Below are 26787 nucleotides of genomic sequence, written 5' to 3' on the forward strand. Positions count from 1 at the left end.
ACGTGCCGGGGCGCGGGCGGGGGCGCGCGGTGGTGGTGCGCGGCGCATACCGGGGCGCCGGACGGCCCGTGAGGTCACCGGCCGTCCGGGGCGGCGCCGGGTGGTCACTCGCGCTCCAGCGCCCGGCTCAGCCGCGGAGTCAGGGCCCGGCCTAGCGTTCGAGGAGTGCGCCGGGCTCGTCGTGGTGCGGCTGCGTGCCGTCGGCCGGCAGGCGCTCGGGCAGCCCGAGCCGCGGGAACTGGTCGTCGTGGAACGTGGTGATCTCCGCGATCGCCCCGCCGGTGACGCGCAGGACGTCGATCGTCAGGGGCAGGTACGCGCCCTCCTGCTTGCGCCAGAGATAGAAGGCGACGGCGGGCTGCCGGTTCACCGAGGTGGCGACGGCGCGCAGGCCCTCCATGGCCTCGAAGCCGCTCTCGACCCAGTCGTTCACGACCGTGTCGCGGCCGACGTGCAGGCCGGGCGTGGGCGGCATCGAGCACCGGACGTCGTCCCGCAGCATCGCGGCGAGCGCCGGGACGTCCGTGGCCACGCTGGCGTCGGTGTAGCGCCGTACCAGCTCGCGCGTGCCGGCGTCCTGTTCGCCGCCGGTCCAGTCCTGCCGCGCGGCGGGCAGGTGCTCCCGCAGGCCGGCGCGGGCCCGCTGCAGCGCGCTGTTGACGGAGTTGACCGAGTCTCCGAGGGTCTCCGCCACGTCCCTCGCCGGCCAGCCGAGCACGTCCCGCAGGATCAGCACGGCCCGCGGGCGCGGTGCGAGGTGCTGGACGGCGACCAGGTACGCCAGCTCGATCGTCTCCCGTGCGACGGCGGCGGTCTCCGGCTCGTCGGTGCCGTCCGCGGGCAGCTCGTCGAGAAGCCGGTCCGGGTAGGGCTGGAGCCACCGCACCTCGCCGCCGGTCGCGGGTTCCGGGCGGCACTTGGCGAGCAGGTCGAGGCAGGCGTTGGTGGCGATCCGGTACAGCCAGGCCCGGAACGTCGACCGCCCCTCGAAGGTCTCCCGTCGCCTCCAGGCACGCAGGAACGTCTCCTGCACCGTGTCCTCGGCGTCCTCGAACGACCCGAGCATCCGGTAGCAGTGCACGTGCAGCTCCCGCCGGTGCCGCCGCGCCAGCCCCGAGAACGCCGGCTCGTCCACCTCGCTCAGACCGCTCACGCCCAGTTCCTCCGGTCGCTTGTCCGCGCTCATCACGTCATCCTCCCGCCTCGTCGTGTCCTGTCACAGGTGTGACGGCTGCGGGCGCGACAACTCATCACCGAGGCCAGTCGGCATGGCTGATCATCGATAGCCTTCCGGAGGGGGAGCGGGAGCAGGAGGCCGCCGGCGCAGGCTCGCCGGATTCTCCCCAGGACCCGTCCCGTGTGCCCATCAGCCGGGCCGCGACACGTAAACAGCGAGGTGAGAGGCCCTATGTTCACCACCCGCCCCACTCTCCAGGGCACCTTCGGCATGGTGTCCTCCACGCACTGGCTGGCGTCCCAGTCGGCGATGGCCGTGCTGGAGGACGGCGGCAACGCCTATGACGCCGCCGTGGCCGGTGCGTTCGTGCTGCATGTGGTGGAGCCGCATCTGAACGGGCCCGCCGGTGAGGTGCCGATCCTGCTCGCACCGGCGGGCGGTGAGGTGCGGGTGCTGTGCGGGCAGGGCGTCGCACCGGCCGGGGCGACGGTCGCGCACTACCGGGGGCTCGGTCTGGAGCTGGTGCCGGGCACCGGCCCGCTCGCCGCCGCCGTGCCCGGAGCCTTCGACGCCTGGATGGTGCTGCTGCGCGACCACGGCACCAAGTCCCTCGCCGACGTGCTGAAGTACGCCATCGGATACGCCGGGGACGGGCACGCGCCCGTGGAGCGCGTCGGCCAGACCGTGGAGACGGTCCGCGAACTGTTCGAGACCGAGTGGACCTCGTCGGCGGAGGTGTACCTGCCGGACGGCGCGCCGCCGCGCCCCGGCAGGCTGCTGCACAACCCCGCCCTCGCCGCCACCTGGAGGCGGCTGCTCGCCGAGAGCGCCGGGGCGGGCGACCGGGAGGCGCAGATCGAGGCCGCGCGGGAGGTGTGGCGCACCGGGTTCATAGCCGACGCCCTGGTACGGCAGTCCCGGCGGCCCACCATGGACACCAGCGGCGAGCGCCACGCCGGCACCCTCACCGCCGCCGACCTCGCCGCCTGGTCCGCGAGCTACGAGACCCCGGCGACGTACGACTGGAACGGCTGGACCCTGTGCAAGGCCGGGCCCTGGAGCCAGGGCCCCGTCCTCCTCCAGCAGCTCGCGCTGCTCCCGCCCGAGCTGCCCGCCCACGGCTCCGCCGACTACGTCCATCTGCTGATCGAGGGCTGCAAGCTCGCGATGGCCGACCGGGAGGCCTGGTACGGCGACGCCGCCGACGTACCGCTGGCGGAGCTGCTGTCGGACGACTACAACGCGGCGCGGCGCGCCCTCGTCGGCGACAAGGCCTCCTACGAGCTGCGGCCGGGCGCGCCCGGCGGACGCACCCCGCGGCTGTGCGCGCACGCGCGCGTGGTGGCACCCGACGAGGCCGGGTTCAGCCCGATGGGGATCGGTGAGCCGACCGTCGCCAAGAGTCCGCTGTCGCCCGTGCCCGGGGAGCCCGAGGTGGCGGGCGACGGCGCCACCCGCGGCGACACCTGCCACATCGACGTCGTCGACCGCTGGGGCAACATGGTCGCCGCCACCCCCAGCGGCGGCTGGCTCCAGTCCAGCCCGGTCGTGCCCGAACTGGGCTTCCCCCTCGGCACCCGGCTCCAGATGACCTGGCTGGAGGAGGGCCTGCCGAACTCCCTCACGCCCGGCCGCCGCCCCCGCACCACCCTCACCCCGTCGATCGCCCTGCGCGACGGCGTGCCCGTCATGGCCTTCGGCACGCCCGGCGGCGACCAGCAGGACCAGTGGCAGCTGCACTTCTTCCTGGCCGTCGCCCTGCGCCCCGCCGTACGCGGCAGCCTCGACCTCCAGGGCGCCATCGATGCCCCGAACTGGCACAACGACAGCTTCCCCGGCTCCTTCTACCCGCGCGGCATGCGCCCGGGCAGCGTCACCCTGGAGGCCCGGACGGACCCGTACGTCGTCGAGGAGCTGCGGCGTCGCGGTCATGACGTCGTGCTCGGCGACGACTGGTCCGAGGGGCGGCTGTGCGCCGTCGCCCGGGACCCGGAGACGGGTGTGCTGTCGGCGGCGGCCAACCCGCGCGGGATGCAGGGGTACGCGGTGGGCCGCTGACACCGGCCGTGACGGGACGCCACGGCGCGTGCGGGGATGGCACCGGGCGTGACGGTGCCGGGCGTTCATCCGGATTCCATGGGGGATACACCGGTCGGGTAGGGATTGTCAGTGGGGCGTGCTCTCATGGAGGCATGATCGAAGACAGTGAAACCATCGACGAGTTTCTCGCCCGTCACTCGGCCGACGTGGAGGAAGCGGTCCGCAAGGCGGCCGCGGCCGAGATCATGCCGCGCTTCCGGCAGCTCGCCCAGGACGAGGTCGACGAGAAGAGCGGCCCGCACGACCTGGTGACGGACGCCGACCGCAACGCCGAGCTGTACCTCACGGAGGCCTTGCGCGCCCTGCTGCCCGGCTCGGCGGTCGTCGGCGAGGAGGCGGTGCACGCCAACCCGGCGTCGTACGAGGCGATCCGGGGCGAGGCCCCGGTCTGGATCATCGACCCCGTCGACGGCACCCGGCAGTTCGTGCACGGCGACGAGGGTTTCTGCACGCTGGTCGCGCTCGCCGTCGGCGGTGTGGTCCTCGGCTCCTGGACGTACGCCCCCGCCCGGGACCAGTTCGCCGTCGCGGTGCGCGGCCGGGGCGCCTTCCTGGACGGGCGGCGGCTGCACGCCGGGTCGCCCGACCCGGGCCGGGACCTGCGGATCGCCGCGTCCCACCCGGACTTCACCACGGACGAGGAGAAGCGCGCGCTGCTCGGCCTGAACACCGACGGGGTCTCGGTGCGCCCCTGCGGCTCCGCCGGTCTCGAGTACCTCGCCATCGCCAGGGGCGCGGTGGACGCCACCGCCTTCTCCTGGGAGGCCGCCTGGGACCACGCGGCGGGCCTGCTGCTGGTCGAGGAGGCGGGCGGCACGCACCTGACGCGCACGGGCGAGCCCTTCCGGATCACCGGCGGCAACGCCCTGCCCTTCACCACGGCCCGCGACGCGGCCACGGCGCGCCGGGTGGCGGGCCTGCTGGCGAGCGGGGCGGCCTGAGCGGACGGCGACAGCCGGTGCCGACGGCCACCGATGGGGTGCGACCGGAACCGGGCGCGGCGGAAGCCCGCCCTCCGGATCGCTGCCCGCCGGGGCCGTCGGGGCCCACCGGACGGTGTCGGTGCCGCCGCATATCCTGAAGCCCAGTGGTCATCGGCAGACGAAGCAGACGAAGGGGTTCCCAAGGTGCCGTCGATGCTCGATGCGGTCGTGGTGGGTGCGGGGCCGAACGGGCTGACCGCTGCCGTGGAGCTGGCCCGGCGCGGCTTCTCCGTGGCCGTCTTCGAGGCGCGGGACACCGTCGGCGGGGGCGCCCGCACCGAGGAGCTGACCCTCCCCGGCTTCCGGCACGACCCGTGCTCCGCCGCCCATCCGCTCGGCATCAACTCCCCGGCGTTCCGCGCCCTGCCCCTGGACCGGTACGGCCTCCAGTGGCTGCAACCCGAGCTGCCCATGGCGCACCCCTTCCCCGACGGCACCGCCGCCGTGCTGGCCCGCTCGGTCGCCGAGACCGCGGCCTCCTTCGGCCCCCGGGACGCGGGCGCGTACCGCAGGCTGGTCGCGCCGTTCCTGCCCAGGTGGGACACGCTCGCCCGGGACTTCATGTCCCTGCCGCTCACCGCGCTGCCCCGCGACCCGGTCACCCTGGCCCGCTTCGGCCTCGTAGGACTGCCCCCGTCGACCTGGCTGACCCGCCGCTTCCGGGAGGAGCCCGCCAAGACCCTGTTCGCCGGGCTCGTCGCCCATGTGATGGCCCCGCTGTCCGGCCTGGCCACGGCCGCCATCGGGCTGGTCTTCGCCCTCGCCGCCCACGCCCGTGGCTGGCCCGTGGCCCGCGGCGGCTCCCAGTCCGTGTCCGACGCGCTCGCCGCCTACCTGAAGGACCTCGGCGGCACCGTCCACACCGACTACGAGGTGAAGCGCCTCGACGACCTGCCGCCCGCCCGCGCCTACGTCTTCGACACCTCACCCACCGCCCTGGCCCGGATCGCGGGCCTCGGCAGCACCTACGCGGGGTACCGGTACGGCCCCGGCGTCTTCAAGATCGACTACGCGCTGGACGGCCCCGTGCCCTGGACCGCCGAGGCGCCCCGCCGCGCGGGGACCGTACAGATCGGCGCGGACAGCGCGGAGATCGGCGCGGCCCTGCGCGCCGCGTCGAAGGAGGGCCGCGCCCCCGACCGGCCGTTCCTCATCACCGTGCAGCCCAGCGTCGTCGATCCCTCCCGGGCTCCCGAGGGCAAGCACGTCTTCTGGGCCTACGGCCATGTGCCGCACGGCTGGACCGGCGACCTCACCGACGCCCTGGAGCGCCAACTGGAGCGCTTCGCCCCGGGGTTCCGCGACCGCGTCCTGGCGCGCGCCACCGCGGGCCCGCCCGAGATCGCCGCTCGCAACGCCAACTACGTCGGCGGCGACATCGCCTCCGGCGCCGTCAGCGGACTCCAGGCCCTGCTGCGCCCCCGGCTCTCCCTGTTCCCCTACGCCACCCCGCACCCGGCCGTCTACATCTGCTCGTCGGCCACCCCGCCCGGCCCGGGCGTGCACGGCATGTCCGGACACAACGCGGCGAAGGCGGTCTGGCGGCGGCTCCGCCAGACATGACCCGGAGCACGCGGGAACACCCCGAGCACCCTGAGCCCCGCGGAGCACCCGGAGCACGCGGAGCACCCTGAGGCCTCGGAGACCGACGCCATGACCACCATCACGCTCGTCCAGGGCGACATCACCCGCGTGAGCGCCGACGCGATCGTCAACGCCGCCAACTCCTCCCTGCTCGGCGGAGGCGGCGTGGACGGCGCCATCCACCGCCGCGGCGGCCCCGCCATCCTCCGGGAGTGCCGCGCCCTGCGCGCCTCGCGGTACGGCAAGGGCCTGCCCACCGGCCGCGCGGTCGCCACCACCGCCGGTGACCTGGACGCCCGCTGGGTGATCCACACCGTCGGCCCGGTGTACAGCGAAACCGAGGACCAGTCCGACCTCCTCGCCTCCTGCTACCGCGAGTCCCTCCGCGTCGCCGACGGCCTCGGCGCCCGCACGGTCGCGTTCCCCGCCATCTCCACCGGAGTCTTCCGCTGGCCCATGACGGACGCCGCCCGCATCGCGGTGACGGCCGTACGGGACGCGGAGACAGCGGTCAGGGAGGTCAGCTTCGTCCTCTTCGACGAGCGGGCGTACGCCGCCTTCGCCTCCCAACTGCCGGACTGACGCGGCGGATTCAGCTCCCGCTGATCCCCAGGTCGAGCCGGTCGGACAGTCCCGCCGCGGTGAAGGCGGCGATCAGTTCGTCGCGGCCCTCGGTGAAGTGGGCCCAGCTGTCGTAGTGCACCGGGACCACGCGGCGGGCGCCGAGGATGGTCGCCGCCTCGGCGGTCTGGGCGCTGTCGAGGACCAGGGGCTCGCCGTCGAAGAGGAACGGGAAGCGGGGCGCCCCGGCGAACAGGACGGCGGTGTCGACCGGGCCGAAGCGGTCGGCTATCTCCTTCACCGCGTCGAGGGAGGCGTTGTCGCCGCTGACGTAGACGGTCGGCAGGCCCTCGCCGGTGAGGACGAAGCCGACGACCTCGCCGGTCAGGGGCTCGACCGCCGCACGCGGGCCGGGGCCGTGCACGGCCGGGACGCCCGTCACCGTGACCGTGCCGCCGTCCGGCCGGTCGAGGTCGACGGACTCCCAGTCGGCCAGCCCGCGGGCCCCGGACTCGCTCCCGAGGCGCCGCCCGCCGCCCGGGGTGGTGAGCGTGAGCGGCACGTCCGCCAGCAGGGCACGCCCGGAGTCGTCGAGGTTGTCGGCGTGCTCGTCGTGGGAGAGCAGGACGACGTCGATACGGCCGAGGTCGGCGGGCGCGGCGGCCGGGGGTGCCGTCTTGGTCAGGACGACGCCGCTCCCCGAGGGGTGGTCGCCGGGGGCGTCGAAGGTCGGGTCGGTGAGGAAGCGCAGACCGCCGTACTCGAAGTGGGCGGTGGGGCCGCCGTAGACCCGGACGGGGAACCGGTCGGTGGCGGGTGTGGAGGTCACGGACGACGTCATGGCGATATCCCTCACGGATAGATGGGCGAGTATCCGTGAAGGACGGTAATGGCTCCTCATGGATGAGGGCAACTCTTTCCGTGAGGAGGGGGGATGTGAGGGTGTGCGGACGCAGGGACCCGCATGAGGGGGGCGTACGGCGGTTTCAGGCCCCGGTGCGCCGGGCGTAGGCCCGTGCGGCGCGTACCCGGTCGCCGCAGCGCGTCGAGCACCAGTGGCGGCGGCCGTGGGTGCGCAGCAGGAACCGGTCGCAGGGGGCGGCGCCGCAGGCGGCGAGGAGATCGGCGTCCGGGCCGGTGAGCAGGTCGGCGGCGTCGGCGGCGAGGGTGGCCAGGGCATGGTCGACGGCCTGGTCGGTGGGGTGCAGCTGCACGCGCCGCGGGCCGCTGTCCGCGTCCCAGGTCAGCAGGGGAGCGGTGGGCACCCGCGTCAGCGCGTCGTTCACCGCGCGCAGGGACTCCGAGGGCGCGACCCGGTCCTCGACGCGGGCGGCGAACAGGGCGCGCACATGACCGCGCAGGGTGCGTGCCCGCCGGGCGCACGGCTCATGGAGCCGGACGTCCGGTGCGATCAGGTCGTGCGCGAGCAGCCACCGCCGTGCGTCGCCCGGGGCCGCCAGGAGGTCGTAGCCCTGTCCGCCCGGCACGGTCGCGGCGCTGTCCGCGAAGTCCAGGGCGGGATGCCGGTCGGCGCCCGGCGCGGGCGGCAGCACCGGCTGTACGGCGTCGGCGGGCGGGACCTCCTTCATGCCGTTCATGCTACTGGTCGCGGTTTTCCGTGAGCGCGGTCCGCCGAAGTGCCGGCCCCTCCGGCGGGCCGCATCCGTCCCGCCGGAGCACCGGCCCCGGCGGGACCACCCGTGGGAGTCGGTCAGCGGAAGTTCACGTCACTGCACAGGAAGTACGTCTGGTCCATGTGCGACGCCTGCCAGATCGTGTAGACGACGTGCCGCCCGCTCAGCCCCGACGTGCTCACGTCGATCGTGTAGTTCTGGCTGGGCGCGTAACGGCCGGTGCGGGTGACCAGCTGGAGGTCGTTCCAGGTCAGGGGCTGGGTGGTGGGGTCGAAGCCCTGGCGGGTGACGTACACCAGGATGTAGTCCGCGCCGTGGCTGGCCTGGTCGTGCAGCCGGACGGTGAAGTTGCTGGACACGTCCGTGGTCTTCCACGGGCCCACGGCGTCCAGCGAGTTGTACCGGCCGCCCTCGGTCTGTCCGCCGCTGCACAGCTGGCCGTTGGGAATGACCGCCTGGAAGTTGCCCGCGGAGCCGTTGCGGTACAGGCCGTTCCAGTTCCACATGGCGTTGGTGTCGTCCTGCCAGGCCTGCCAGCACATGGGGTCTTCCTGTGCCATGGCCGGGTTCTGGAAGTCGCTGCCCCAGCGCAGCCAGCAGCCGTAGTTGCGGGACGCCGGGTCGACGACCGAGCCGTGGGCGACGGCCGTGCCGCTCCAGGGGATCAGACAGAGCAGCAGGGCGACGAGGCCGCTGAGGGCGAGGGTCAGTCGTGAGCGGCGAGAACCAGTCTTGTTGTGATCATGCCAAGATGTGGCCATGGGCATGGTCAGGGTCTCCTTGGTCGGGTGTGGGGGATGTGGGGATGGAGGGCGCCCTCGATCGGGAGTCGATTGGGAGCGCTCCCATTCCTCAATCTGTGCCCTGCGAAACGGCACCGCAACATTCGATCGCGCCACTTTCGCGTCCCCCGCGGCCCGACCACCACGAGGGCGTGGAAGTGGCGCCCCTCCGGCTCAGAACGGATAGTGCGCGTGCTGCGTGGCCAGCGTCACCCACCGGGTGTTGGAGAACGCCTCGAGCCCCCAGCGCCCGCCGAACCGCCCGTACCCCGACGCCTTCGCTCCGCCGAACGGCGCCTGCGGTTCGTCGCCCACGGACTGGTCGCCGATGTGCACGATCCCGGTGTGGATCCGGCGCGCGACGCGCAGCCCATGGGTGCCGTTCTCGGTGATGATGCCGCAGGTCAGCCCGTTCTCGGTGTCGTTGGCCAGCGCGACGGCCTCGTCGTCGTCGGAGAATCCGGTCACCACGCAGACCGGCCCGAACGCCTCGGCGTGGTACAGGTCCATGTCCGGCGTGACCCCGGTCAGCACGGTGGCCGGATGTACCGCCCCCTCGGGCGCACCGCCCCCGGTGAGCACCGTGGCCCCCTTCGCCACCGCGTCCGCCACCAGTGCCGCGACCCGCCGCGCCGACGCGGCGTCGACCAGCGGCCCGACGACGGTGCGCGGGTCGGCGGGGTCCCCGGCCGGGAGCGCGGCGACCTTGGCCGTGAACTTGCGGGTGAACTCCGCCAGCAGCGAGGCGTGGACGAGTATCCGGTCGCCGGACATGCAGATCTGTCCGGCGTTCATGAAGACGCCGAAGGCGGCGGCGTCCACCGCGTGGTCCACGTCGGCGTCGTCGAGGACGACGATGGAGTTCTTGCCGCCCAACTCCAGGACGGCGGGCTTGAGATGGCGGGCGGCGTGCGCGCCGATGATGCGGCCCACGCCGGTGGAGCCGGTGAAGTTGACGGCGCGCACACGTGGGTCGGCGATGAGCGCCTCGGCGATCTCGGCGGCGTCGGCGCGGTCGTTGGTGATCACGTTGAGTACGCCGTCCGGCAGGCCCGCGTCGCGCAGTACGTCGGCGACGAGCAGCCCGCAGGCGAGGGGCGCGTCCTCGCTCGCCTTGAGGACGACGGTGTTCCCGGCGGCGAGCGGCGCGGCCACGGCCCGCACGCCCAGGATGACGGGGGCGTTCCAGGGCGCGAACGCGGCCACCACGCCGAGCGGTTCACGCACCGCGAGGCCCAGCGTGCCCTCCTCCTGTGGGGTGAGGACTTCCCCGCGCGGGGCGGTGACCGCGGCGGCGGCCTCCCGCAGCATGTCGGCCGCGAGCCCGACGTTGAAGTGGGCCCAGGGGCGGGTGCCGCCGACCTCGTGGGCCATCAGCTCCGCGACCTGCTCGGCCCGGTCCTGGAGCAGGTCGGCGGCCTTGAGGAGGATGGTCCGGCGGGCGAACGGGCTGAGGGCCGCCCAGGACGCGAACGCCGCGTCGGCCGCCTCCGCGGCGCGGGCGACGTCCTCGACGCCCGCGGCGGCGACCCGGGCGTAGGGCTGCCCGGTGTAGGGGTCGGTGTCCTCGGTGGTGCGGCCCGACGCGGCGGGTACGTCCTTGCCGCCGATGTGCAGCTCGCGGGTGATGGTCATGCGGGTTCCTGCCATCCGTCTTCGGCCAGTGATCGCGTTCGCCAGGTGAATTAATCTTCAAGTACCTGGCGGTATGGAGTCTCCAAGTGGCGGAAGCCCATGTCAATGGCGTCGACAGGGGCGGAATCCGGCCGCCTCTGGCCTGCTCCATCAAGACCACACAAAGTCCGACGGGGTAATTGATTCGTTTGTGTTCGGAGTTCTAGGGTGGGCCGTCTGTGAGCTGAGCCGCTCTCAGCCCGTGCAGCGCACTGTTCGTCCAGGGAAGGACACGGTCATGCCGCACCCGCACCCCACGCGCCCTCACACCACCCCCACCGAGCGTCCCGTCGTCAGCCGCCGCAGGCTCCTCGAAGGGGGAGCCGCCGTCCTCGGCGCCCTGGCCCTGTCCGCCCCGTCGGCCGCGGCCCGCCCGCCGGGCCTGCCCCGGGCGCAGGGCACCCCGGAGTGGAACGGAGACATCGCCCTCTTCCAGGTCGGCACCGAGCCCCCGCACACCACGCTCATGCCGTACGCCGACCTCGACCAGGCCCTGGCGGCCGACCGCACCCGCTCCCCGTACCGGCTGAGCCTCGACGGCACCTGGAGGTTCGCCTACGCCGACCGCCCCGACGACCGCGACCCCGACTTCCACCGCACCGACGTCGACGACAGCGGCTGGGACACCATCCCCGTGCCCTCCGTCTGGCAGTTGCACGGCCACGACTTCCCCGTCTACGTCAACATCACCTACCCGTACTGGGGCCCCAACGGCCTGGGCGAGGAACCCCGTCCGCCCGCGGCCCCGACCCGCTACAACCCCGTCGGGCAGTACCGCCGTACGTTCACCGTCCCGCGCGACTGGGCGGGACGGCGGACGTTCCTGCACTTCGAGGGCGTCAAGTCGGCGCACTACGTGTGGATCAACGGCGAACTCGTCGGCTACAGCGAGGACTCCTTCACCCCGGCCGAGTACGACATCACCGACCGCCTGAGACCGGGCACCAACCAGATCGCCGTCGAGGTCTACCGCTACTCCGACGGCGACTGGCTGGAGGACCAGGACATGATCCGGCTGAGCGGTATCTTCCGCTCGGTCTACCTGTACTCCACGCCGCCGGTGCACCTGCGCGACTTCCGGCTGGACACTCCGCTGAGCGACGACCACACGGCGGCCGAGCTGTCGGTGACGGCGACCGTGCGGTCGTACGCGGGCGACGTGGGCCGGTACACCGTCGACACCACGCTGTATGACGACCAGGGCCACCCCGTCTGGCCCCGCCCCCTGCGCCAGCACGTCGACATCGGGGCGACCGGCGAGGACACCACCGTCCAGGCCGCGCGGCCCGTCCCCGGACCCCGCCTCTGGTCGGCCGAGCACCCCACCCTCTACACCGCCGTGCTGCGCCTGCGCGACCCGGCCGGAAAGGTGATCGAGACCCTCTCGCACCGCGTGGGACTGCGGGAGTTCGCGCTGCGGGACGGGCTGATGCGCATCAACGGCAAGCCGGTGTCGTTCCGAGGGACCAACCGGCACGAGATGCACCCCGACCGCGGTATCGCGCTCACCCGCGCCGACATGGTCGAGGACATCAGGATCATCAAGCGGCTGAACATGAACTCCGTCCGCACCTCGCACTACCCCGACAACCCGCTCTGGCTGGAACTCGCCGACGAGTACGGCCTGTACCTCGTCGACGAGACCAACCTGGAGACCCACGGCATCCGCGGCGAGTACCCCGGCGACCACGCCGACTGGACCGAGGCGTGCGTGGCCCGCGCCCAGAACATGGTCCACCGAGACAAGAACCACGCCAGCGTCGTCATCTGGTCCCTGGGCAACGAGGCGGGCGGCGGCAGCACGTTCGCCGCCATGCACGACTGGATCCGCTCCTACGACCCCACCCGCGTCATCCAGTACGAGGGCGACGACCGGCCCGGCGTCAGCGACATCCGCTCCCGGATGTACGAGAGTCCCGCCCGCGTCGAACAGCGCGCGCGGGACACCGCCGACACCCGCCCGTACGTCATGATCGAGTACTCCCACGCGATGGGGAACTCCAACGGCAACTTCAGGAAGTACTGGGACGTCGTCCGCCGTCACGACGTCCTCCAGGGCGGCTGGATCTGGGACTTCATGGACCAGGCGCTCACCTGGCCGACCCCCGCCCGCACCCTGCTCACCGAGTCCGGGCCGCTCGGACTGCGCGGTGAGATCCTCGCCCCCAGCGGCACCTTCGACCGGGAGCACGGCGTGTCCGGCGGCACCGTCTTCGCCCGCGACCCCGGCCTCGACCTCACCGGCTCGCTCACCCTGGAGGCCTGGATCACGCCCCGGGTGACGGGCTACCACCAGCCCGTCCTCGCCAAGGGCGACACGCAGTACGCCCTGAAGCAGACCAACAACAGCCTGGAGTTCTTCATCCACGACAGCGGCCAGTGGATCACCGCGAGCTGGCCGCTGCCGGGGGACTGGACCGGCACCGAGCACCACATCGCGGGCGTCTTCGACGAGGAGGCGGGCACGCTGACCCTCTGGGTGGACGGCGCGGTGCGCGCCACCCGAACCACCACCCGGCGCCCCGGCGCCACCACCGCCCCGCTCGCCCTCGGCACCGACGCCGACAACCCCAGCCGCGAGTTCAGCGGCACCATCCGGCGCGCCCGGGTCCACGCCCGCGCCCTGACCACCGCCGAACTGGCCGCCGGGGGGCGCGGCCCCGACGACGAGGCCGTGCGGTTCTGGTTCGACGCCGCGACCGTCGGACACACCGAGCGCCGGCCACGGGAGAGGACGTTCCTCTCCTACGGCGGCGACTGGGGCGACAACCCCAACGACGGCAACTTCGGCGCGGACGGCATCGTCACCGCCGACCGGCGGCACACCGGCAAGGCCGCCGAGATCAAACGCGTCCACCAGGCCATCGACGCCCGGCTCGCCACCGACGGCACCACCCGCGACGCGGTCGCCGTCACCCTCACCAACGAGTACCTGTTCACCAGCCTCCGCGAGTTCGACGGCAAGTGGGAACTCGCCGTGGACGGGGCGGTCGTGCGGCACGGCAGGCTCACCCGGGGCCAGCTGGACCTGCCGCCGCTGTCGAGCAAGGACATCACCCTCCCCGTACGCCTGCCCGACGACCCGGCGCCCGGCGCGGAGGCCTTCCTGCGGCTCTCCTTCACCACCAAGGAGCCCACCCCCTGGGCGCGGGCCGGTTTCGAGGTGGCCGCACGGCAGCTGCCCCTGGACTCCGGGGCGCCGGAGGTGACGCCGGTACCGCTGTCGAGCGTGCCCACGCTGACCTACGACGACGGCGAGGGCGCGGTCACCGTCCGCGGCCGGGACTTCTCCGTCACCGTCGACAAGCGCAGCGGTGTGATCACCTCCTACGAGGCCCGGGGGACGCGGCTGATCGAGTCGGGGCCCGCGCCGAACTTCTGGCGGGCGCCCACCGACAACGACCGGGGCAACGGCCAGCACACCCGCAACCAGACCTGGCGGGACGCCGGAGCCCGGCGCGAGGTGACGGACGTACGGGTGCGGGCGCTGGGGGACCGGGCCGTCGAGATCACGGTCGAGGGCACCCTGCCGACCACCGCGCGGTCGGCTTACACCACCACGTACACGGTCTTCGGCAACGCCGAGATCAAGGTCGACAACACCCTGCGCCCCGGCGCGGCCACCCTTCCCTACATCCCCGAGGTCGGCACCCTGCTCCTCCTCCCCGGCCGCCTCAGCCACCTGCACTACTACGGCCGTGGCCCCGAGGAGAACCACTGGGACCGCAACGACGGCACCGACGTCGGCCGGTACTCCGGCACGGTCGACGAGCAGTGGACGCCGTACATCCGCCCCCAGGAGAACGGCAACAAGACCGACGTCCGCTGGGTCGCGCTCACCGGCCGCGACGGCGCCGGACTGCTCGCCTGCGCCCCGCCCGGCGGCCCCCTGCTGGAGGTCAACGCCTCCCGCTTCACCCCGGAGGACCTGTCCGTCGGCGCCCGTCACGACTACCAGCTCACCCCGCGCGAGGAGGTCGTGCTGCGGCTGAACCACCGGCAGATGGGGGTGGGCGGCGACAACAGCTGGGGCGCGCACACGCACGACGAGTACAAGCTGTTCGCCGACCGCGACTACGCCTACACCTACCGGCTCCGCCCCCTCACCGACGTCAATGAGGCACAGCGCCTCGCCCGGCGTCCCACCGGACTCGGGGAGGAGGTGACCGGATAGCGGTGTGCGACGGGCCGTACGCGGTACTCCGTAGGCGACAGCCCAGCGCGCGCACGGGAGGCCCGCATGACCCGGCAGATACGTGACCTGATGTCGCCCGGAGCGGCCGCCGTGGAACCCATGACCACGGTGGCGCGGGCCGCCCGGGTGATGCGCGAACAGGACGTCGGAGAGGTCCTGGTGGCCTACGACTGCGACCTCTTCGGCGTCCTCACCGACCGTGACATCGCCCTGCGGACCGTCGCCGAGGGCCGCGACCCCGAGGCCACCACCGTCGGCTCGGTCTGCACCCGTCCCCCGGTGGTGACCCTGACCCCCGAGGACACCACCGACCGGGCGATCGACCTGATGCGCCGGTACGCGGTCCGCAGGCTCCCCGTCGTCGAGCACGGCGGCTGCCCGGTCGGCGTGGTCAGCCTCGGCGACCTCGCGGCCACCGAGGACCCGCACTCCGCGCTGGCCGACATCAGCCGCGCCGCCCCCAACCACTGACCCCGCCGAGGCCCGTATGTCCCGTCCGCGCCCGCCCCGCCCGCCGGTGCCCCGCTCCCGCTCGGGCGCCTACGGCCGTCACCACCCGCGCACCGGCACCGAACCGGCCACCGCGCAGAGCGCCCTGCGCCTGCGGCTGCTGCTCACCGCCGTCTTCCTGCCCCTCTTCGTCGCCGCGACGGTCGGCTTCGCCGTCTGGGCTGCGCGCTCCGGCCCCGGTGACTCACCCGGCAGCGGGGTGCTGACCGGCCTCGCCGTCGGCTGCGGCGTGCTCGCGCTGATCGCGGCCCTGGACGGGGCGGTCGTACTGCGCCGGACGCGCCGCGAGCGGGGCTCGCCGGGCCGCTGACGCCGTGCGCGGCACATCACAGTGACCGGTGTGGCGAGGAGCAGGCCGGGACGAAAGAATTCCTGGTGCGCCGTACGCACGGCACGCACGACTCCTGGCCAGACGCTCCCGCCGTACCGAAAGGGACCCCACACGCATGGACGAGCAGGACGAGCGAGACGAGCACTTCGACGTCGTGGTCCTCGGGGCGGGACCCGGCGGCTATGTCGCCGCCATCCGCGCCGCCCAGCTGGGCAAGCGGGTCGCCGTCGTGGAGGAGAAGTACTGGGGCGGCGTCTGTCTGAACGTCGGCTGCATCCCGACCAAGGCCCTGCTGCGCAACGCCGAACTGGCGCACCTCGTCACCCGCGAGGCCAGGACCTTCGGCATCAGCTCCGACAGCCCCATCACCTTCGACTACGGCGAGGCGTTCCGGCGCAGCCGCAAGGTCGCGGACGGCCGGGTCAAGGGCGTCCACTTCCTGATGAAGAAGAACAAGATCACCGAGTTCGACGGCCGCGGCACCTTCCTCGACCCGCACACCCTCCAGGTCGCCGGATACGACGGCTCCACCCGGACCATCGGCTTCGACCACTGCGTCATCGCCACCGGCGCCACCCCGAAGCTGCTCCCGGGCACCAAGCGCACCGCGCGCGTGGTGACGTACGAGGAGCAGATCCTCGCCGAGGACCTGCCGGGGTCGATCGTCATCGCGGGCGCCGGGGCGATCGGCGTCGAGTTCGCGTACGTGCTGAACAACTACGGCGTGCGGGTGACCATCGTCGAGTTCCTGGACCGGATGGCCCCGCTGGAGGACGCGGAGGTCTCGGCGGAGCTGGCCAAGCAGTACCGCCGCCTGGGCATCGACGTGCTCACCTCCACCCGGGTCGACGCCATCGACGAGTCCGGCCCCCAGGTCCGGGTCACGGTCACCGCAAAGGACGGCTCGCAGCGGGTGCTGGAGGCGGACAAGGTCCTCCAGGCGATCGGTTTCGCGCCCAACGTCACCGGTTACGGCCTGGAGAACACCGGCGTCCGGGTCACCGAGCGCGGCGCGATCGACGTGGACGCCCGCTGCCGTACGTCCGTGCCGCACATCTTCGCCATCGGCGACGTGACCGCGAAGCTGATGCTGGCGCACGCGGCGGAGGCGATGGGGGTGGTGGCCGCGGAGACGATCGCGGACGCCGAGACGATGGAACTCGACTACGTGATGATCCCGCGCGCCACCTACTGCCAGCCGCAGGTCGCCAGCTTCGGCTACACCGAGGAGCAGGCCCGTGACCTCGGCTACGACGTGAAGGTGGCGAAGTTCCCGTTCACCGCCAACGGCAAGGCGCACGGCCTGGGCGACGCCACCGGCTTCGTGAAGCTGATCAGCGACGCCAGGTACGGCGAGCTGATCGGCGGCCATCTGATCGGCCCCGATGTCACCGAGCTGCTGCCCGAGCTGACCCTGGCCCAGAAGTGGGACCTGACGGTCCACGAGGTCGCCCGCAACGTCCATGGCCACCCGACCCTGGGCGAGGCGATCCAGGAGGCGGTCCACGGCCTGTCCGGCCACATGATCAACTTCTAGCCGGGGAGTTGCTCCCGCAGCCGGGAGTTCCTACGGCTGCTCCGCCGCGTCGCTGATCCCCAGCCGCAAGTGCTCCACGTGGTAGACCGCCTGGTCGAGGAGTTCGGCGACGTGGTGGTCGTGCAGGGCGTAGACGATCGAACGGCCGCGCCGTTCGCCGACCACCAGGCCCAGGTTGCGCAGCAGCCGCAGCTGGTGCGAGCAGGCCGACTGCTCCATGCCGACCTCCGCCGCCAACTCCGTGGCGGGCAGCGGTCCTTCGCGCAGTCGCGCGAGGATCAGCAGCCGGGAGGGGGTGGACAGGGCCTGGAGCGTGGTCGCCACCTTCGCGGCGTTGCCCTCGTCCAGGCGTACCCGGCCGGCGGTGTCCTGCGCTGCGGTGACGGCTCCATGACCCATGACCGGTATCCTACCGGTCGTAGATGAACACATGAACGAGTCTTCAAGTGTTCCTGTATGGTGTGCGGCGTGTCAGTGACTCTCGCCCCTCACCCGGCCCCCGCCCGCGCCGCCCGGGTGGCCCCCCGCCGCCGTACCCGGCTCCTCGCCCTGCCCGAGGCCCGCTGGGCGCTCACGGCGCTGCTGGCCTTCCTGCTCGCCCTCGCCCTCGACCTCGGCGGTTTCCCGGCCTGGGCGTACGGGCCCCTGTACGCGGCTGCCTACGTCACCGGCGGCTGGGAGCCCGCCCTCGAAGGACTGCGGGCCCTGCGCGAGAAGACCCTCGACGTCGACCTGCTGATGATCGTCGCCGCCCTCGGCGCCGCCTCGATCGGCCAGGTCCTCGACGGCGCCCTGCTGATCGTCATCTTCGCCACCTCCGGCGCCCTGGAGGCCCTCGCCACCGCCCGCACCGCCGACTCCGTGCGCGGTCTGCTCGACCTCGCCCCCACCACGGCGACCCGGCTCACCGCGGACGGCCGCGAGGAGACCGTGCCCACCGCCGCCCTCGCCGTCGGCGACATCCTGCTCATCCGCCCCGGGACCCGCATCGGCGCCGACGGCACCGTCCTCGACGGCACCAGCGAGGCCGACCAGGCGACCATCACCGGCGAACCCCTCCCCGTCGTCAAGGGCCCCGGCGACGAGGTCTTCGCGGGCACCCTCAACGGCACCGGCGCCCTGCGCGTCCGCGTCGACCGCGACCCCGCCGACTCCGTCATCGCCCGCATCGTCACCCTGGTCGAGGAGGCGTCCCGCACCAAGGCGCCCACCCAGCTCTTCATCGAGAAGATCGAACAGCGCTACGCGATCGGCATCGTCATCGCCACCCTCGCCGTCTTCGGCATCCCGCTCGCCTTCGGCGAGAACCTCGACGACGCCCTGCTGCGCGCCATGACCTTCATGATCGTCGCCTCGCCGTGCGCGGTCGTCCTCGCGACCATGCCGCCACTGCTCTCGGCCATCGCCAACGCGGGCCGCCACGGCGTCCTGGTGAAGTCGGCCGTCGCCATGGAACGCCTCGGCGAGATCGACACCGCCGCCCTCGACAAGACCGGCACCCTCACCGAGGGCGCCCCCGAGGTGACGGACGTACGCCCGCTGCCCGGCTCCGGCCTCGACGCGGACGGGCTGCTCGCCCTGGCCGCTGCGGCCGAACACCCCAGTGAGCACCCGCTGGCCCGCGCGGTCGTCGCCGCCGCCCGCGCCCGCGACCTGCGCCTGCCCCCCGCGGAGGACTTCGCCGCGTCCCCCGGCCGGGGTGTCACCGCGACGGTCGCCGGGCAGCGGGTGACGGTCGGCCGGGCGACGCGGCCCTCTCCGGACGCCGCCACCGTCATCGAGGTCACCCGCGACGGCACCCCCGTCGGCACCCTCGCCCTCACCGACCGCCTCCGCCCGGACGCCGCCGCGACCACCGCCGCACTCACCGCCCTCACGGGCACCGCCCCCGTCCTCCTGACCGGCGACAACGCCACCACGGCCGCCCAGGTCGGCGCCGCCACCGGCATCACCGACATCCGCGCGAACCTCCTCCCCGAGGACAAGGTCGACGCCGTACGGGAGCTGGAACGGTCCCACCGCAAGGTGCTGTTCGTCGGCGACGGCGTCAACGACGCGCCCGCCCTCGCCGCCGCCCACTCCGGCGTCGCCATGGGCCGCGCGGGCTCCGACCTGGCGCTGGAGACCGCGGACGCCGTCGTCGTACGCGACGAACTCACCGCCGTCCCCGCCGTGGTCCGCCTCTCCCGCACCGCACGCCGTCTGGTCGTGCAGAACCTCGTCATCGCGGGCACCTTCATCACCGTCCTCGTCGCCTGGGACCTCGCCGGACACCTCCCGCTGCCGCTGGGCGTGGCGGGCCACGAGGGCTCGACCGTGCTGGTCGGCCTGAACGGACTGCGGCTGCTGCGCGAGTCGGCCTGGCGGGGGAGCACCGCGTCCGAGGCCGGCGAAGGCTGATGTCGGATTCCCGCCAGCCCGGCCGGGGCGCGTCCCCGATGCTGGACGCATGCACAAGGGGATGCACACCGACACCGAACGCTGTCTGCGCGCCGTCCAGTCCAAGGACGCCCGCTTCGACGGCTGGTTCTACACGGCGGTCCTGACCACCGGGATCTACTGCCGGCCCAGCTGCCCGGTCGTCGCGCCGAAGCCGCACAACATGGTGTTCCACCCGAGCGCGGCAGCCTGCCAGCAGGCCGGGTTCCGGGCCTGCAAGCGCTGCCGCCCCGACACCACCCCCGGCTCACCCGAGTGGAACCACCGCGCCGACGTGGTGGCCCGCGCCATGCGGCTGATCGCCGACGGCACCGTCGACCGCGACGGCGTCCCCGGCCTCGCCGCCCGCCTCGGCTACAGCACCCGGCAGATCGAACGCCAGCTCCTCACCGAACTCGGCGCGGGCCCCCTCGCCCTGGCCCGCGCCCAGCGCGCCCAGACCGCGCGCCTGCTCATCGAGACGACGGAACTGCCCATGGCGGAGATCGCCTTCGCCGCCGGGTTCGCCTCCATCCGCACCTTCAACGACACGGTCCGCGAGGTCTACGCCCTCACCCCCACCGATCTGCGCACCCGCACCACCCCCAAGCGGCCCCCGTCCGGCACCCCCGGCACCCTCGCCCTCCGGCTCCCGTTCCGTGCCCCGCTCAACCCGGACAACCTCTTCGGCCACCTCGCCGCCACCGCCGTACCCGGCGTGGAGGAGTGGCGCGCGGGCGCCTACCGCCGCACCCTCCGCCTGCCCTACGGCCACGGCATCACCTCCCTCACCCCGCACCCCGACCACATCGCCTGCCGCCTCACCCTCACCGACCTGCGCGACCTCCCCGTCGCCATCAGCCGCTGCCGCCGCATGCTGGACCTGGACGCCGACCCGACCGCCATCGACGACCAGCTGCGCACGGACCCCCTCCTGGCCCCGCTGATCGACAAGTCCCCCGGCCGCCGGGTCCCGCGCACCGCCGACGAGGCCGAGTTCGCGGTCCGCGCGGTCCTGGGCCAACAGGTCTCCACGGCCGCCGCCCGCACCCACGCCGCCCGCCTGGTCCAGGCCCACGGCGAACGCGTCGACGACCCCGAGGGCGGCCTGACCCACCTGTTCCCCTCGACGACGGCACTGGCGTCCGTCGACCCCGAGTCGCTGGCCATGCCCGCGACCCGCCGCCGCACCCTCACCACCCTCATCGCCCACCTCGCCTCCGGAGCGGTCAGCCTGGGCGTGGACAGCGACTGGCAGGAGACCCGGACCCGGCTCCTCTCCCTCCCCGGCTTCGGCCCCTGGACGGCCGACGTCATCGCCATGCGCGCCCTCGGCGACCCCGACGCCTTCCTCCCCACCGACCTCGGCATCCGCCGCGCCGCCCGCGAACTGGGCCTGCCCTCGACGCCCGCGGCGCTCACGGCGCGAGCCGCGTCCTGGCGTCCCTGGCGGGCCTACGCCGTCCAGTACCTGTGGGCGACCGACAACCACCCGATCAACTTCCTGCCCACCTGAGGAACCCAGCCCATGAAGCACCACAGGATCATCGACAGTCCCTACGGCCCCCTGACCCTCGTCGCCGAGGACGGCGTCCTCTGCGGCCTCTATATGACCGACCAGCGCCACCGCCCCCCGGAGGAGACCTTCGGCCCCCGCTCCGACGCCCCCTTCCCCGAAGCGGAGGAACAACTGGAGGCGTACTTCGCGGGCGGCCTCAAGGAGTTCACCCTCCCCCTCCGCCTGAACGGCACCCCGTTCCAGCGCGCCGTCTGGGACCGCCTGCGCCAGATCCCCTACGGCGAGACCCGCACCTACGGCGACCTGGCCACCACCCTCGGCAACCCCAACTCCTCCCGCGCCGTGGGCCTGGCCAACGGCCGCAACCCGGTCGGCATCATCGTCCCCTGCCACCGGGTGATCGGGTCGACGGGCAGCCTGACCGGGTACGGGGGCGGGCTGGAGCGCAAGCGGAGGCTGCTGGACTTCGAGCGCGGGGCGGGGTCAGGGCGTCAACTTGAAGCCTTCGGCGGCAGTTGACCGCCACGAGGACCATCCGCCGCTCCGGTGCGCCCGGACGGGGCGCACGGTGTGGGTGACGACCGGACGCCCGTCCCGGTCGGTCGTCACCACGACCAGTTCACCCCCGTCGTACGGGGCACCGAGCAGGACCGCCTCGTGCAACCGCCGGTCGAGCGCCGGGCGTTGGTCGTCGTGTGCGGTCTCGGCCGCGGGACCGTCGTCCGGTGGCGGCGCCGCCACGGTGGGGCAGCTGAACAGCGGCGTGCGGCGGGAGGTGTCGTCGGCGGCGTGGACCCAGGTGACGCCCCGGCTGTCCACATGCTCCAGCACGCGCAGCGCGGGCACCGGCGCGCGGCGCAGCGCACCGGCCCGGCGGCGGGCGAGGGCGCCCGTCGTGAGCAGGGACAGGCCAGGCAGCCCGGCGACCAGGAGCAGCAACTGCCAGTCGAAGGCGTCGTACGGCTCGGACGCCAGGCGCCGCCAGTCACCGTCCTCCAGCACGGTCACCGTGCTGCCGACGGGGTAGTCCTCGGGGTAGCCGGTCTCGACGGTGAGACGCCGCTCACCGGCCCTGACCACGGTCTCCTCGCCGGGGTCGACGACCTCGGCGGTGATCGCGTGGCGCGCTCGGCCCGCCGCTCGTCCGCGCGGACGCCGCTGAGCGCCAGTAGGACCGCACCGACGGCCACAGCGCACAGGACCAGCCCGGCGCCCAGGGGCAGTCTGCCGCGCGGCAGCGGGCCCAGCGGTTCCGGCAGCGGGTGCCGCGTTCCGGCGGCGCGCTCGGCGAGCCCCCGCTGCCGGGACCGGGCGGCCACCCGCTCGCGGGCCCCGGCCCACCCGAAGGCGAGCGCCGCGAGCACGGCGAGGTTCGCGGCCAGGTACGCCCCCTCGGCGTCCGGCACCTCCGCCCACAGCACGGCCCCCGCCAGCACGGGCGCCGCGCCCAGCACGAGTTCGGGAAGCCGAACGAGCCAGTGCAGCAGCCCCGCGAACAGGCCCACCTCCGCCAGACCGACCCAGTCCGGGCCGCAGGGAGCCGCGTCGGTGCACGGCGGCACCGGCGCCTCCGCGATCACCCAGACGACGGCGGCCAGCAGCGCGGGCACGGACCACACGGCCCGCGCCCAGGACGCGGGACCCGCCTCGGCCCACAGGGCGGCGTCTGCTGACGACCAGGCGCGCGCTCCCTCGGGGACGGAGCCGGACGGTATCGGGACGACGGTTTCGGACACGCGAGGATTATGAGGCACGCCAGTTCACACCGTTCGGCCCGGTCCGCTCGCCCCGACATGGCGGCGGCTCCGGCTGGTTACCCTTCCCCCGTGACCACTGCTGACTACGCCACGTACATCGCCGGTCTGCCGCGCGTCCTCGCCGGTGCCGCCGCCCTGTTCCGCGACGCGGAGGGCCGGGTGCTGCTCGTCGAGCCCAACTACCGGGAGGGGTGGGCCCTTCCGGGCGGGACGGTCGAGTCCGACGACGGGGAGACCCCGCGCCAGGGGGCACGCCGGGAGACCGCCGAGGAGATCGGGCTCGACGTGGAGCCGGGACGGCTGCTCGCGGTGGACTGGGTGCAGGGGCCGGGCCGACCGCCCATCGTGGCCTACCTGTACGACGGTGGCGTGCTCGGCGAGGACGACTTCAAGGCGATCCGCCTCCAGGAGGAGGAACTGCTGTCCTGGCGGCTCGTACCCCGCGCCGAGTTGCCCGCCCACCTGCCGGGCGCCCTGGGCCGCCGCGTCCTGGCCGCCCTCGACGTCGTCGAGTCCGGGGCGGGCGCGGTGGAACTGGAGAACGGCGACCGGGTCGGCTGACCGGGACCCCGGTTCAGTGCTCGATGTCGCGCGGCTTGACGTCCACCTCGCGCAGCGCCTCGTCGCGCCGCGCGACCCGCGCCTCTGTCCGGTGCCCGCGCTCGATGTAGTCCCGCACGACCAGCTCGACCGCGTCCTGCGGGCTGCCCACACCGGACAGCACCATGGCTTCCACGACGAGATCGGCGTCCAGCGAGATGGTGACCTTGGCCATGGGCGGACCCTAGCACCCGTGATCGCGTTCCGGCTCGGAAATCTGTTCGCCGGCCCGGCCTGGCTCGTCCTAACCTCGGCGTCATGAACAAGCCCCTGGTCGCCATCCTCAGCGGTGCCGGTGTCTCCACCGACTCCGGCATCCCGGACTACCGCGGACCGAACGGGCTGTGGCGGCGCGACCCCGACGCCGAGAAGCTCGTGACGTACGAGTACTACATGGGCGACCCGGAGATCCGGCGCCGCTCCTGGCTGCTGCGGCGTGAGACCCGCGCACTCCGGGTCGAGCCCAACGCCGCGCACCGGGCGGTGGTCGAGCTGGAGCGGGCCGGGGTGCCGGTGCGGGTGATCACACAGAACGTGGACGGGCTGCACCAGGAGGCCGGGATGCCCGCCCGCAAGGTCCTCGAACTGCACGGCAGCGCACGGAGCGTGGTGTGCACCCGGTGCGGTGCCAGGGGCTCGATGGAGGACGCCCTCGCCCGGGTCGACGCCGGTGAGGACGATCCGGCCTGCCTGGAGTGCGGCGGCATCCTCAAGTCCGCGACGGTGATGTTCGGTGAGCGCCTCGACCCGGCGGTCCTGGGCGATGCCCTCGCCATCACCAAGGCCTGCCAGGTCTTCGTCGCCGTGGGGACCAGCCTGCAAGTGCAGCCCGCCGCCGGGCTGGCCGGTGTCGCCGCCGACCACGGCGCCCGGCTCGTCATCGTCAACGCCGAGCCGACGCCGTACGACGAGATCGCCGACGAGGTCGTACGGGAGCCCATCGGCACGGCGCTGCCGGCGCTGCTGCGGAGGCTCGTCAGGGAGTCGGCACCGGCACCCGGGCCAACCCCGCCGTCCGGGCCGCCAGCTCGCTGATCCGCACCCCGTCGAAGCCGAAGACCGCGCTGCGGACCGTGTCCTGAAGGGGGCCGGTCCAGTGCGGCGGGATGGCCGCCGCGCCGGTCAGGACGCCGGCCACCGAGCCCGCCGTCGCGCCGTTGGAGTCGGTGTCGAGGCCGCCCCGGACGGTCAGGGTGATGGTGCGGGTGAAGTCGCCGTCGCCGTAGAGGAGCCCCGCGGTGAGGACGGCGGCGTTGGGGACGGTGTGGATCCAGCCCAGGCCCGCCGTCTGGGCGAGCACCGTCGTCAGGGTGTCCTCCCAGCTCATGCCGGTGTCGTGCAGGGAGGCGACCCGCCGTACCGTGCGGGTCAGGCGGCTGCTCGCCGGGATCACCGTCAGGGACTGGTCCAGGGCGGCGCGGACGGAGGGTGCCGTGAACGCCGCCGCGATCAGGGCAGCCGCCCACATGGCGCCGTAGACCCCGTTGCCGGTGTGGGAGAGCACCGCGTCGCGGCGGGCCAGGGCCGCGGCCTGCCGGGGTTCCCCCGGGTTCGTCCAGCCGTGGATGTCCGCCCTGATCAGGGCGCCGATCCACTCCTGGTACGGGTTGGCGTGGGTGGCCGTCAGGGGTGGCCTGAGGCCGTTGGTGAGATTGCGGTACGCCGCTCGTTCCGCCGTGAACGTCTGGAGGTACGGCAGGCGCAGCAGCCACAGGTCGCCCACCTGCTCGGTGGTGAAGGCGAAACCGTGGGTCTCCAGGAGGTCCAGGCCGAGGACGGCGTAGTCGATGTCGTCGTCACGGCAGCTGCCGTGGATCCGGCCGCGGACGCACTCGCGCCACTCGGGGCGCAGGCTGGGGGCGATGTCGGCGGGCGGCTCGGGAAGGTAGTCGGTGAGGGGGAGGGCGTCCGTCCGGCGCAGGTAGGCGTCGATGCGGTCCCGGGTCCACAGGTCGCCCTGCTCCACCGGCTTGCCGAGCATGTTGCCCGCGATCCGGCCCAGCCAGCCGCCGAGGACGCGGTCGGTGAGCCGCTGTGCGAGGTCCGGAGGCGGTGCGGGGGTCATGGGGTCGGTCTACCCACTTCCGCCCGTTCCACAGGTCGGGCAGGGGCATGACGGCGGGGGCGGGCGCCGGTTAGGGTCGCAGCGGCGCGACTGCCCTGACGTGCCTGATGTGCGCAGGGCTCGAAGAGCGAGGGGAATGCCAGGTGGCGGACGCAGTGGACGGGGAGCGCAGGGTGCTCATCGCCGCGGACAAGTTCAAGGGCTCGCTGACGGCCGTGGAGGTCGCCCAGCGGGTCACGGCCGGGCTGCGCCGGGTCGCGCCGGACGTGGAGATCGCCGCGCTGCCGGTGGCCGACGGCGGTGACGGCACCGTGGCCGCCGCCCTCGCGGCCGGGTTCGAGCGGCGGGAGGCGCGGGTCGCCGGGCCGCTCGGGGACGAGGTCGTCGCGGCGTTCGCGCTGCGCGACGGTACCGCGGTCGTGGAGATGGCCGAGGCCAGTGGGTTGCAGCGGCTGCCCGCCGGGGTGTTCGCGCCGCTGACCGCGTCCACGTACGGCTCCGGTGAGCTGCTGCGGGCCGCGCTGGACGCGGGCGCCCGGACCATCGTCTTCGGGGTCGGCGGGAGCGCCACGACGGACGGGGGCGCGGGGATGCTGTCCGCGCTCGGGGCGCGGTTCCTCGACCGGGATGGTGCGCCCGTGCCGCCCGGGGGTGGCGGGCTGGCCGAGGTGGTCAGCGCGGATCTGTCCGGGCTCGATCCCCGGCTGGGCGGTGTCGAGCTGGTGCTGGCCAGCGATGTCGACAATCCGCTGACCGGGCCGAAGGGCGCGCCCGCCGTGTACGGGCCGCAGAAGGGGGCCTCGCCGGACGACGTGGCGGCGCTGGACGCCGCGCTCGGGCGCTTCGTCAAGGTGCTGGAGGGCACCGACCTCGGGGACCGGGCCGCCGAGTACGCGCTGGCGCCGGGGGCGGGGGCCGCGGGCGGGATCGGGTACGGGGCGCTGTTGCTCGGGGCGCGGTTCCGGGCCGGGATCGAGGTGATGCTCGACGTCCTCGGGTTCGGAGCGGCGCTTGAGCGGGCCGGGCTGGTCATCACGGGTGAGGGGTCCCTCGACGAGCAGACGCTGCACGGGAAGGCGCCCGCGGGGGTTGCCGCGGCGGCGCGGGCGGCGGGCAAGGAGGTCGTCGCGGTGTGCGGGCGGCTCGCGCTCGCGCCGGAGGCGTTGGGGCGGGCGGGGATTCGGCGGGCGTATCCGTTGACGGATGTCGAGCCGGATGTCGGTAAGTGCATCGCGGACGCCGGGCCGATTCTGGAGCGGGTGGCTGAGGGGATCGCTCGGGACTTTCTGGGCTGAGGCCCTTGGGTTTTCGCCCCCGCCGCCCCTACCCGTCCCGTCCCTGGGGGCTGCCGCCCCCAGAC

The 26787-nt window shown here is 73.6% G+C and carries 24 protein-coding genes; 14 read left to right on the top strand and 10 right to left on the bottom strand.

Translation table 11 applies throughout. From position 1 onward, the window contains the following. Window positions 1-151: 151 nt before the first annotated feature. Window positions 152-1186 (bottom strand): RNA polymerase subunit sigma-70, encoded by a 1035-nt coding sequence (locus tag KBY47_RS28255; RefSeq protein WP_210925858.1) that lies wholly within the window; start codon window positions 1184-1186, stop codon window positions 152-154. A gap of 222 nt (window positions 1187-1408) precedes the next feature. Here KBY47_RS28255 and KBY47_RS28260 point away from each other — a divergent pair, with 222 nt between their 5' ends. From KBY47_RS28260 to KBY47_RS28275, 4 genes are all read left to right on the top strand, one after another. Further along, window positions 1409-3235, top strand: coding sequence for a gamma-glutamyltransferase family protein (locus tag KBY47_RS28260; RefSeq protein ID WP_210925859.1), 1827 nt, complete (start codon window positions 1409-1411; stop codon window positions 3233-3235). A 134-nt stretch (window positions 3236-3369) separates the two neighbouring features. Further along, window positions 3370-4218, top strand: coding sequence for an inositol monophosphatase family protein (locus KBY47_RS28265; RefSeq protein WP_210925861.1), 849 nt, complete (start codon window positions 3370-3372; stop codon window positions 4216-4218). Window positions 4219-4413: 195 nt separating this feature from the next. Continuing rightward, a complete protein-coding gene (locus tag KBY47_RS28270) occupies window positions 4414-5823 on the top strand; it encodes an NAD(P)/FAD-dependent oxidoreductase (protein WP_210925863.1) in 1410 nt (469 codons plus the stop codon). A gap of 90 nt (window positions 5824-5913) precedes the next feature. Continuing rightward, window positions 5914-6426, top strand: a complete 513-nt coding sequence (locus tag KBY47_RS28275; protein WP_210925865.1) for an O-acetyl-ADP-ribose deacetylase — start codon at window positions 5914-5916, stop codon at window positions 6424-6426. A gap of 10 nt (window positions 6427-6436) precedes the next feature. Here KBY47_RS28275 and KBY47_RS28280 read toward each other — a convergent pair whose 3' ends face one another. The 4 genes from KBY47_RS28280 to KBY47_RS28295 all read right to left on the bottom strand — a co-directional run bounded on the left by KBY47_RS28280 (window position 6437) and on the right by KBY47_RS28295 (window position 10456). Beyond that, a complete protein-coding gene (locus KBY47_RS28280) occupies window positions 6437-7246 on the bottom strand; it encodes an MBL fold metallo-hydrolase (protein ID WP_210925867.1) in 810 nt (269 codons plus the stop codon). 145 nt (window positions 7247-7391) lie between these two features. Beyond that, window positions 7392-8003, bottom strand: coding sequence for an ABATE domain-containing protein (locus tag KBY47_RS28285; RefSeq protein WP_374103122.1), 612 nt, complete (start codon window positions 8001-8003; stop codon window positions 7392-7394). 113 nt (window positions 8004-8116) lie between these two features. Further along, window positions 8117-8800 (bottom strand): lytic polysaccharide monooxygenase, encoded by a 684-nt coding sequence (locus KBY47_RS28290; protein ID WP_210925871.1) that lies wholly within the window; start codon window positions 8798-8800, stop codon window positions 8117-8119. A 195-nt stretch (window positions 8801-8995) separates the two neighbouring features. Next, the gene (locus KBY47_RS28295) at window positions 8996-10456 is read right to left on the bottom strand and encodes an aldehyde dehydrogenase family protein (protein WP_210925873.1); all 1461 of its coding nucleotides are present in this window, start codon (window positions 10454-10456) and stop codon (window positions 8996-8998) included. A gap of 277 nt (window positions 10457-10733) precedes the next feature. Here KBY47_RS28295 and KBY47_RS28300 point away from each other — a divergent pair, with 277 nt between their 5' ends. From KBY47_RS28300 to lpdA, 4 genes are all read left to right on the top strand, one after another. Continuing rightward, on the top strand, window positions 10734-14669 hold the full coding sequence (locus tag KBY47_RS28300) for a glycoside hydrolase family 2 TIM barrel-domain containing protein (protein ID WP_210925875.1): 3936 nt from the start codon (window positions 10734-10736) through the stop codon (window positions 14667-14669). Between the two features lie 66 nt (window positions 14670-14735). After that, window positions 14736-15161, top strand: coding sequence for a CBS domain-containing protein (locus KBY47_RS28305; RefSeq protein WP_210925877.1), 426 nt, complete (start codon window positions 14736-14738; stop codon window positions 15159-15161). 16 nt (window positions 15162-15177) lie between these two features. Further along, entirely contained in the window at window positions 15178-15510 is a 333-nt protein-coding gene (locus KBY47_RS28310) for a DUF6343 family protein (protein WP_210925879.1), read from the top strand. A 136-nt stretch (window positions 15511-15646) separates the two neighbouring features. After that, window positions 15647-17068 (top strand): dihydrolipoyl dehydrogenase, encoded by a 1422-nt coding sequence (gene lpdA, locus KBY47_RS28315; RefSeq protein ID WP_210925881.1) that lies wholly within the window; start codon window positions 15647-15649, stop codon window positions 17066-17068. A 30-nt stretch (window positions 17069-17098) separates the two neighbouring features. Here the strand turns inward: lpdA and KBY47_RS28320 are convergent, their stop codons facing one another. Further along, window positions 17099-17467, bottom strand: coding sequence for a metalloregulator ArsR/SmtB family transcription factor (locus KBY47_RS28320; RefSeq protein ID WP_247695351.1), 369 nt, complete (start codon window positions 17465-17467; stop codon window positions 17099-17101). A 57-nt stretch (window positions 17468-17524) separates the two neighbouring features. Here KBY47_RS28320 and KBY47_RS28325 point away from each other — a divergent pair, with 57 nt between their 5' ends. From KBY47_RS28325 to KBY47_RS28335, 3 genes are all read left to right on the top strand, one after another. After that, window positions 17525-19468, top strand: coding sequence for a heavy metal translocating P-type ATPase (locus KBY47_RS28325; protein WP_210925883.1), 1944 nt, complete (start codon window positions 17525-17527; stop codon window positions 19466-19468). A gap of 61 nt (window positions 19469-19529) precedes the next feature. Then, window positions 19530-21002, top strand: coding sequence for a DNA-3-methyladenine glycosylase 2 family protein (locus tag KBY47_RS28330; protein WP_210925905.1), 1473 nt, complete (start codon window positions 19530-19532; stop codon window positions 21000-21002). A 12-nt stretch (window positions 21003-21014) separates the two neighbouring features. Beyond that, window positions 21015-21524 carry a methylated-DNA--[protein]-cysteine S-methyltransferase gene (locus KBY47_RS28335; RefSeq protein ID WP_210925885.1) on the top strand — a complete coding sequence of 170 codons (510 nt, stop codon included), beginning with the start codon at window positions 21015-21017 and terminating at the stop codon, window positions 21522-21524. Here KBY47_RS28335 and KBY47_RS28340 read toward each other — a convergent pair. Beyond that, entirely contained in the window at window positions 21489-22085 is a 597-nt protein-coding gene (locus KBY47_RS28340) for a hypothetical protein (RefSeq protein WP_210925887.1), read from the bottom strand. The two genes, KBY47_RS28335 and KBY47_RS28340, sit on opposite strands and share 36 nt — an antisense overlap. Next, complete coding sequence (locus tag KBY47_RS28345; RefSeq protein WP_210925889.1) at window positions 22010-22741, bottom strand: hypothetical protein; 732 nt, start codon at window positions 22739-22741, stop codon at window positions 22010-22012. The genes KBY47_RS28340 and KBY47_RS28345 overlap by 76 nt, the downstream gene beginning before the upstream one ends. 90 nt (window positions 22742-22831) lie before the next feature. Between KBY47_RS28345 and KBY47_RS28350 the strand changes: the two genes are divergently transcribed. Beyond that, on the top strand, window positions 22832-23323 hold the full coding sequence (locus tag KBY47_RS28350) for an NUDIX hydrolase (protein ID WP_210925891.1): 492 nt from the start codon (window positions 22832-22834) through the stop codon (window positions 23321-23323). Between the two features lie 13 nt (window positions 23324-23336). On the opposite strand, the gene KBY47_RS28355 is transcribed toward KBY47_RS28350, so the two are convergent. Further along, window positions 23337-23537 (bottom strand): type II toxin-antitoxin system VapB family antitoxin, encoded by a 201-nt coding sequence (locus KBY47_RS28355; protein ID WP_210925893.1) that lies wholly within the window; start codon window positions 23535-23537, stop codon window positions 23337-23339. An 83-nt stretch (window positions 23538-23620) separates the two neighbouring features. On the opposite strand from KBY47_RS28355, the gene KBY47_RS28360 reads away from it, so the two are divergent. Next, complete coding sequence (locus tag KBY47_RS28360) at window positions 23621-24397, top strand: Sir2 family NAD-dependent protein deacetylase (RefSeq protein ID WP_210925895.1); 777 nt, start codon at window positions 23621-23623, stop codon at window positions 24395-24397. On the opposite strand, the gene KBY47_RS28365 is transcribed toward KBY47_RS28360, so the two are convergent. Beyond that, window positions 24339-25427, bottom strand: a complete 1089-nt coding sequence (locus KBY47_RS28365; protein ID WP_210925897.1) for an ADP-ribosylglycohydrolase family protein — start codon at window positions 25425-25427, stop codon at window positions 24339-24341. The genes KBY47_RS28360 and KBY47_RS28365 overlap by 59 nt on opposite strands. Window positions 25428-25582: 155 nt before the next feature. Between KBY47_RS28365 and KBY47_RS28370 the strand changes: the two genes are divergently transcribed. Continuing rightward, window positions 25583-26722: a glycerate kinase gene (locus KBY47_RS28370; RefSeq protein WP_210925907.1), complete on the top strand. Its 1140-nt coding sequence runs from the start codon at window positions 25583-25585 to the stop codon at window positions 26720-26722. Window positions 26723-26787 lie beyond the last annotated feature (65 nt).

Origin of the sequence: Streptomyces sp. B93 (assembly GCF_018070565.1) — a bacterium.
In the GTDB taxonomy this organism is placed as follows: domain Bacteria; phylum Actinomycetota; class Actinomycetes; order Streptomycetales; family Streptomycetaceae; genus Streptomyces.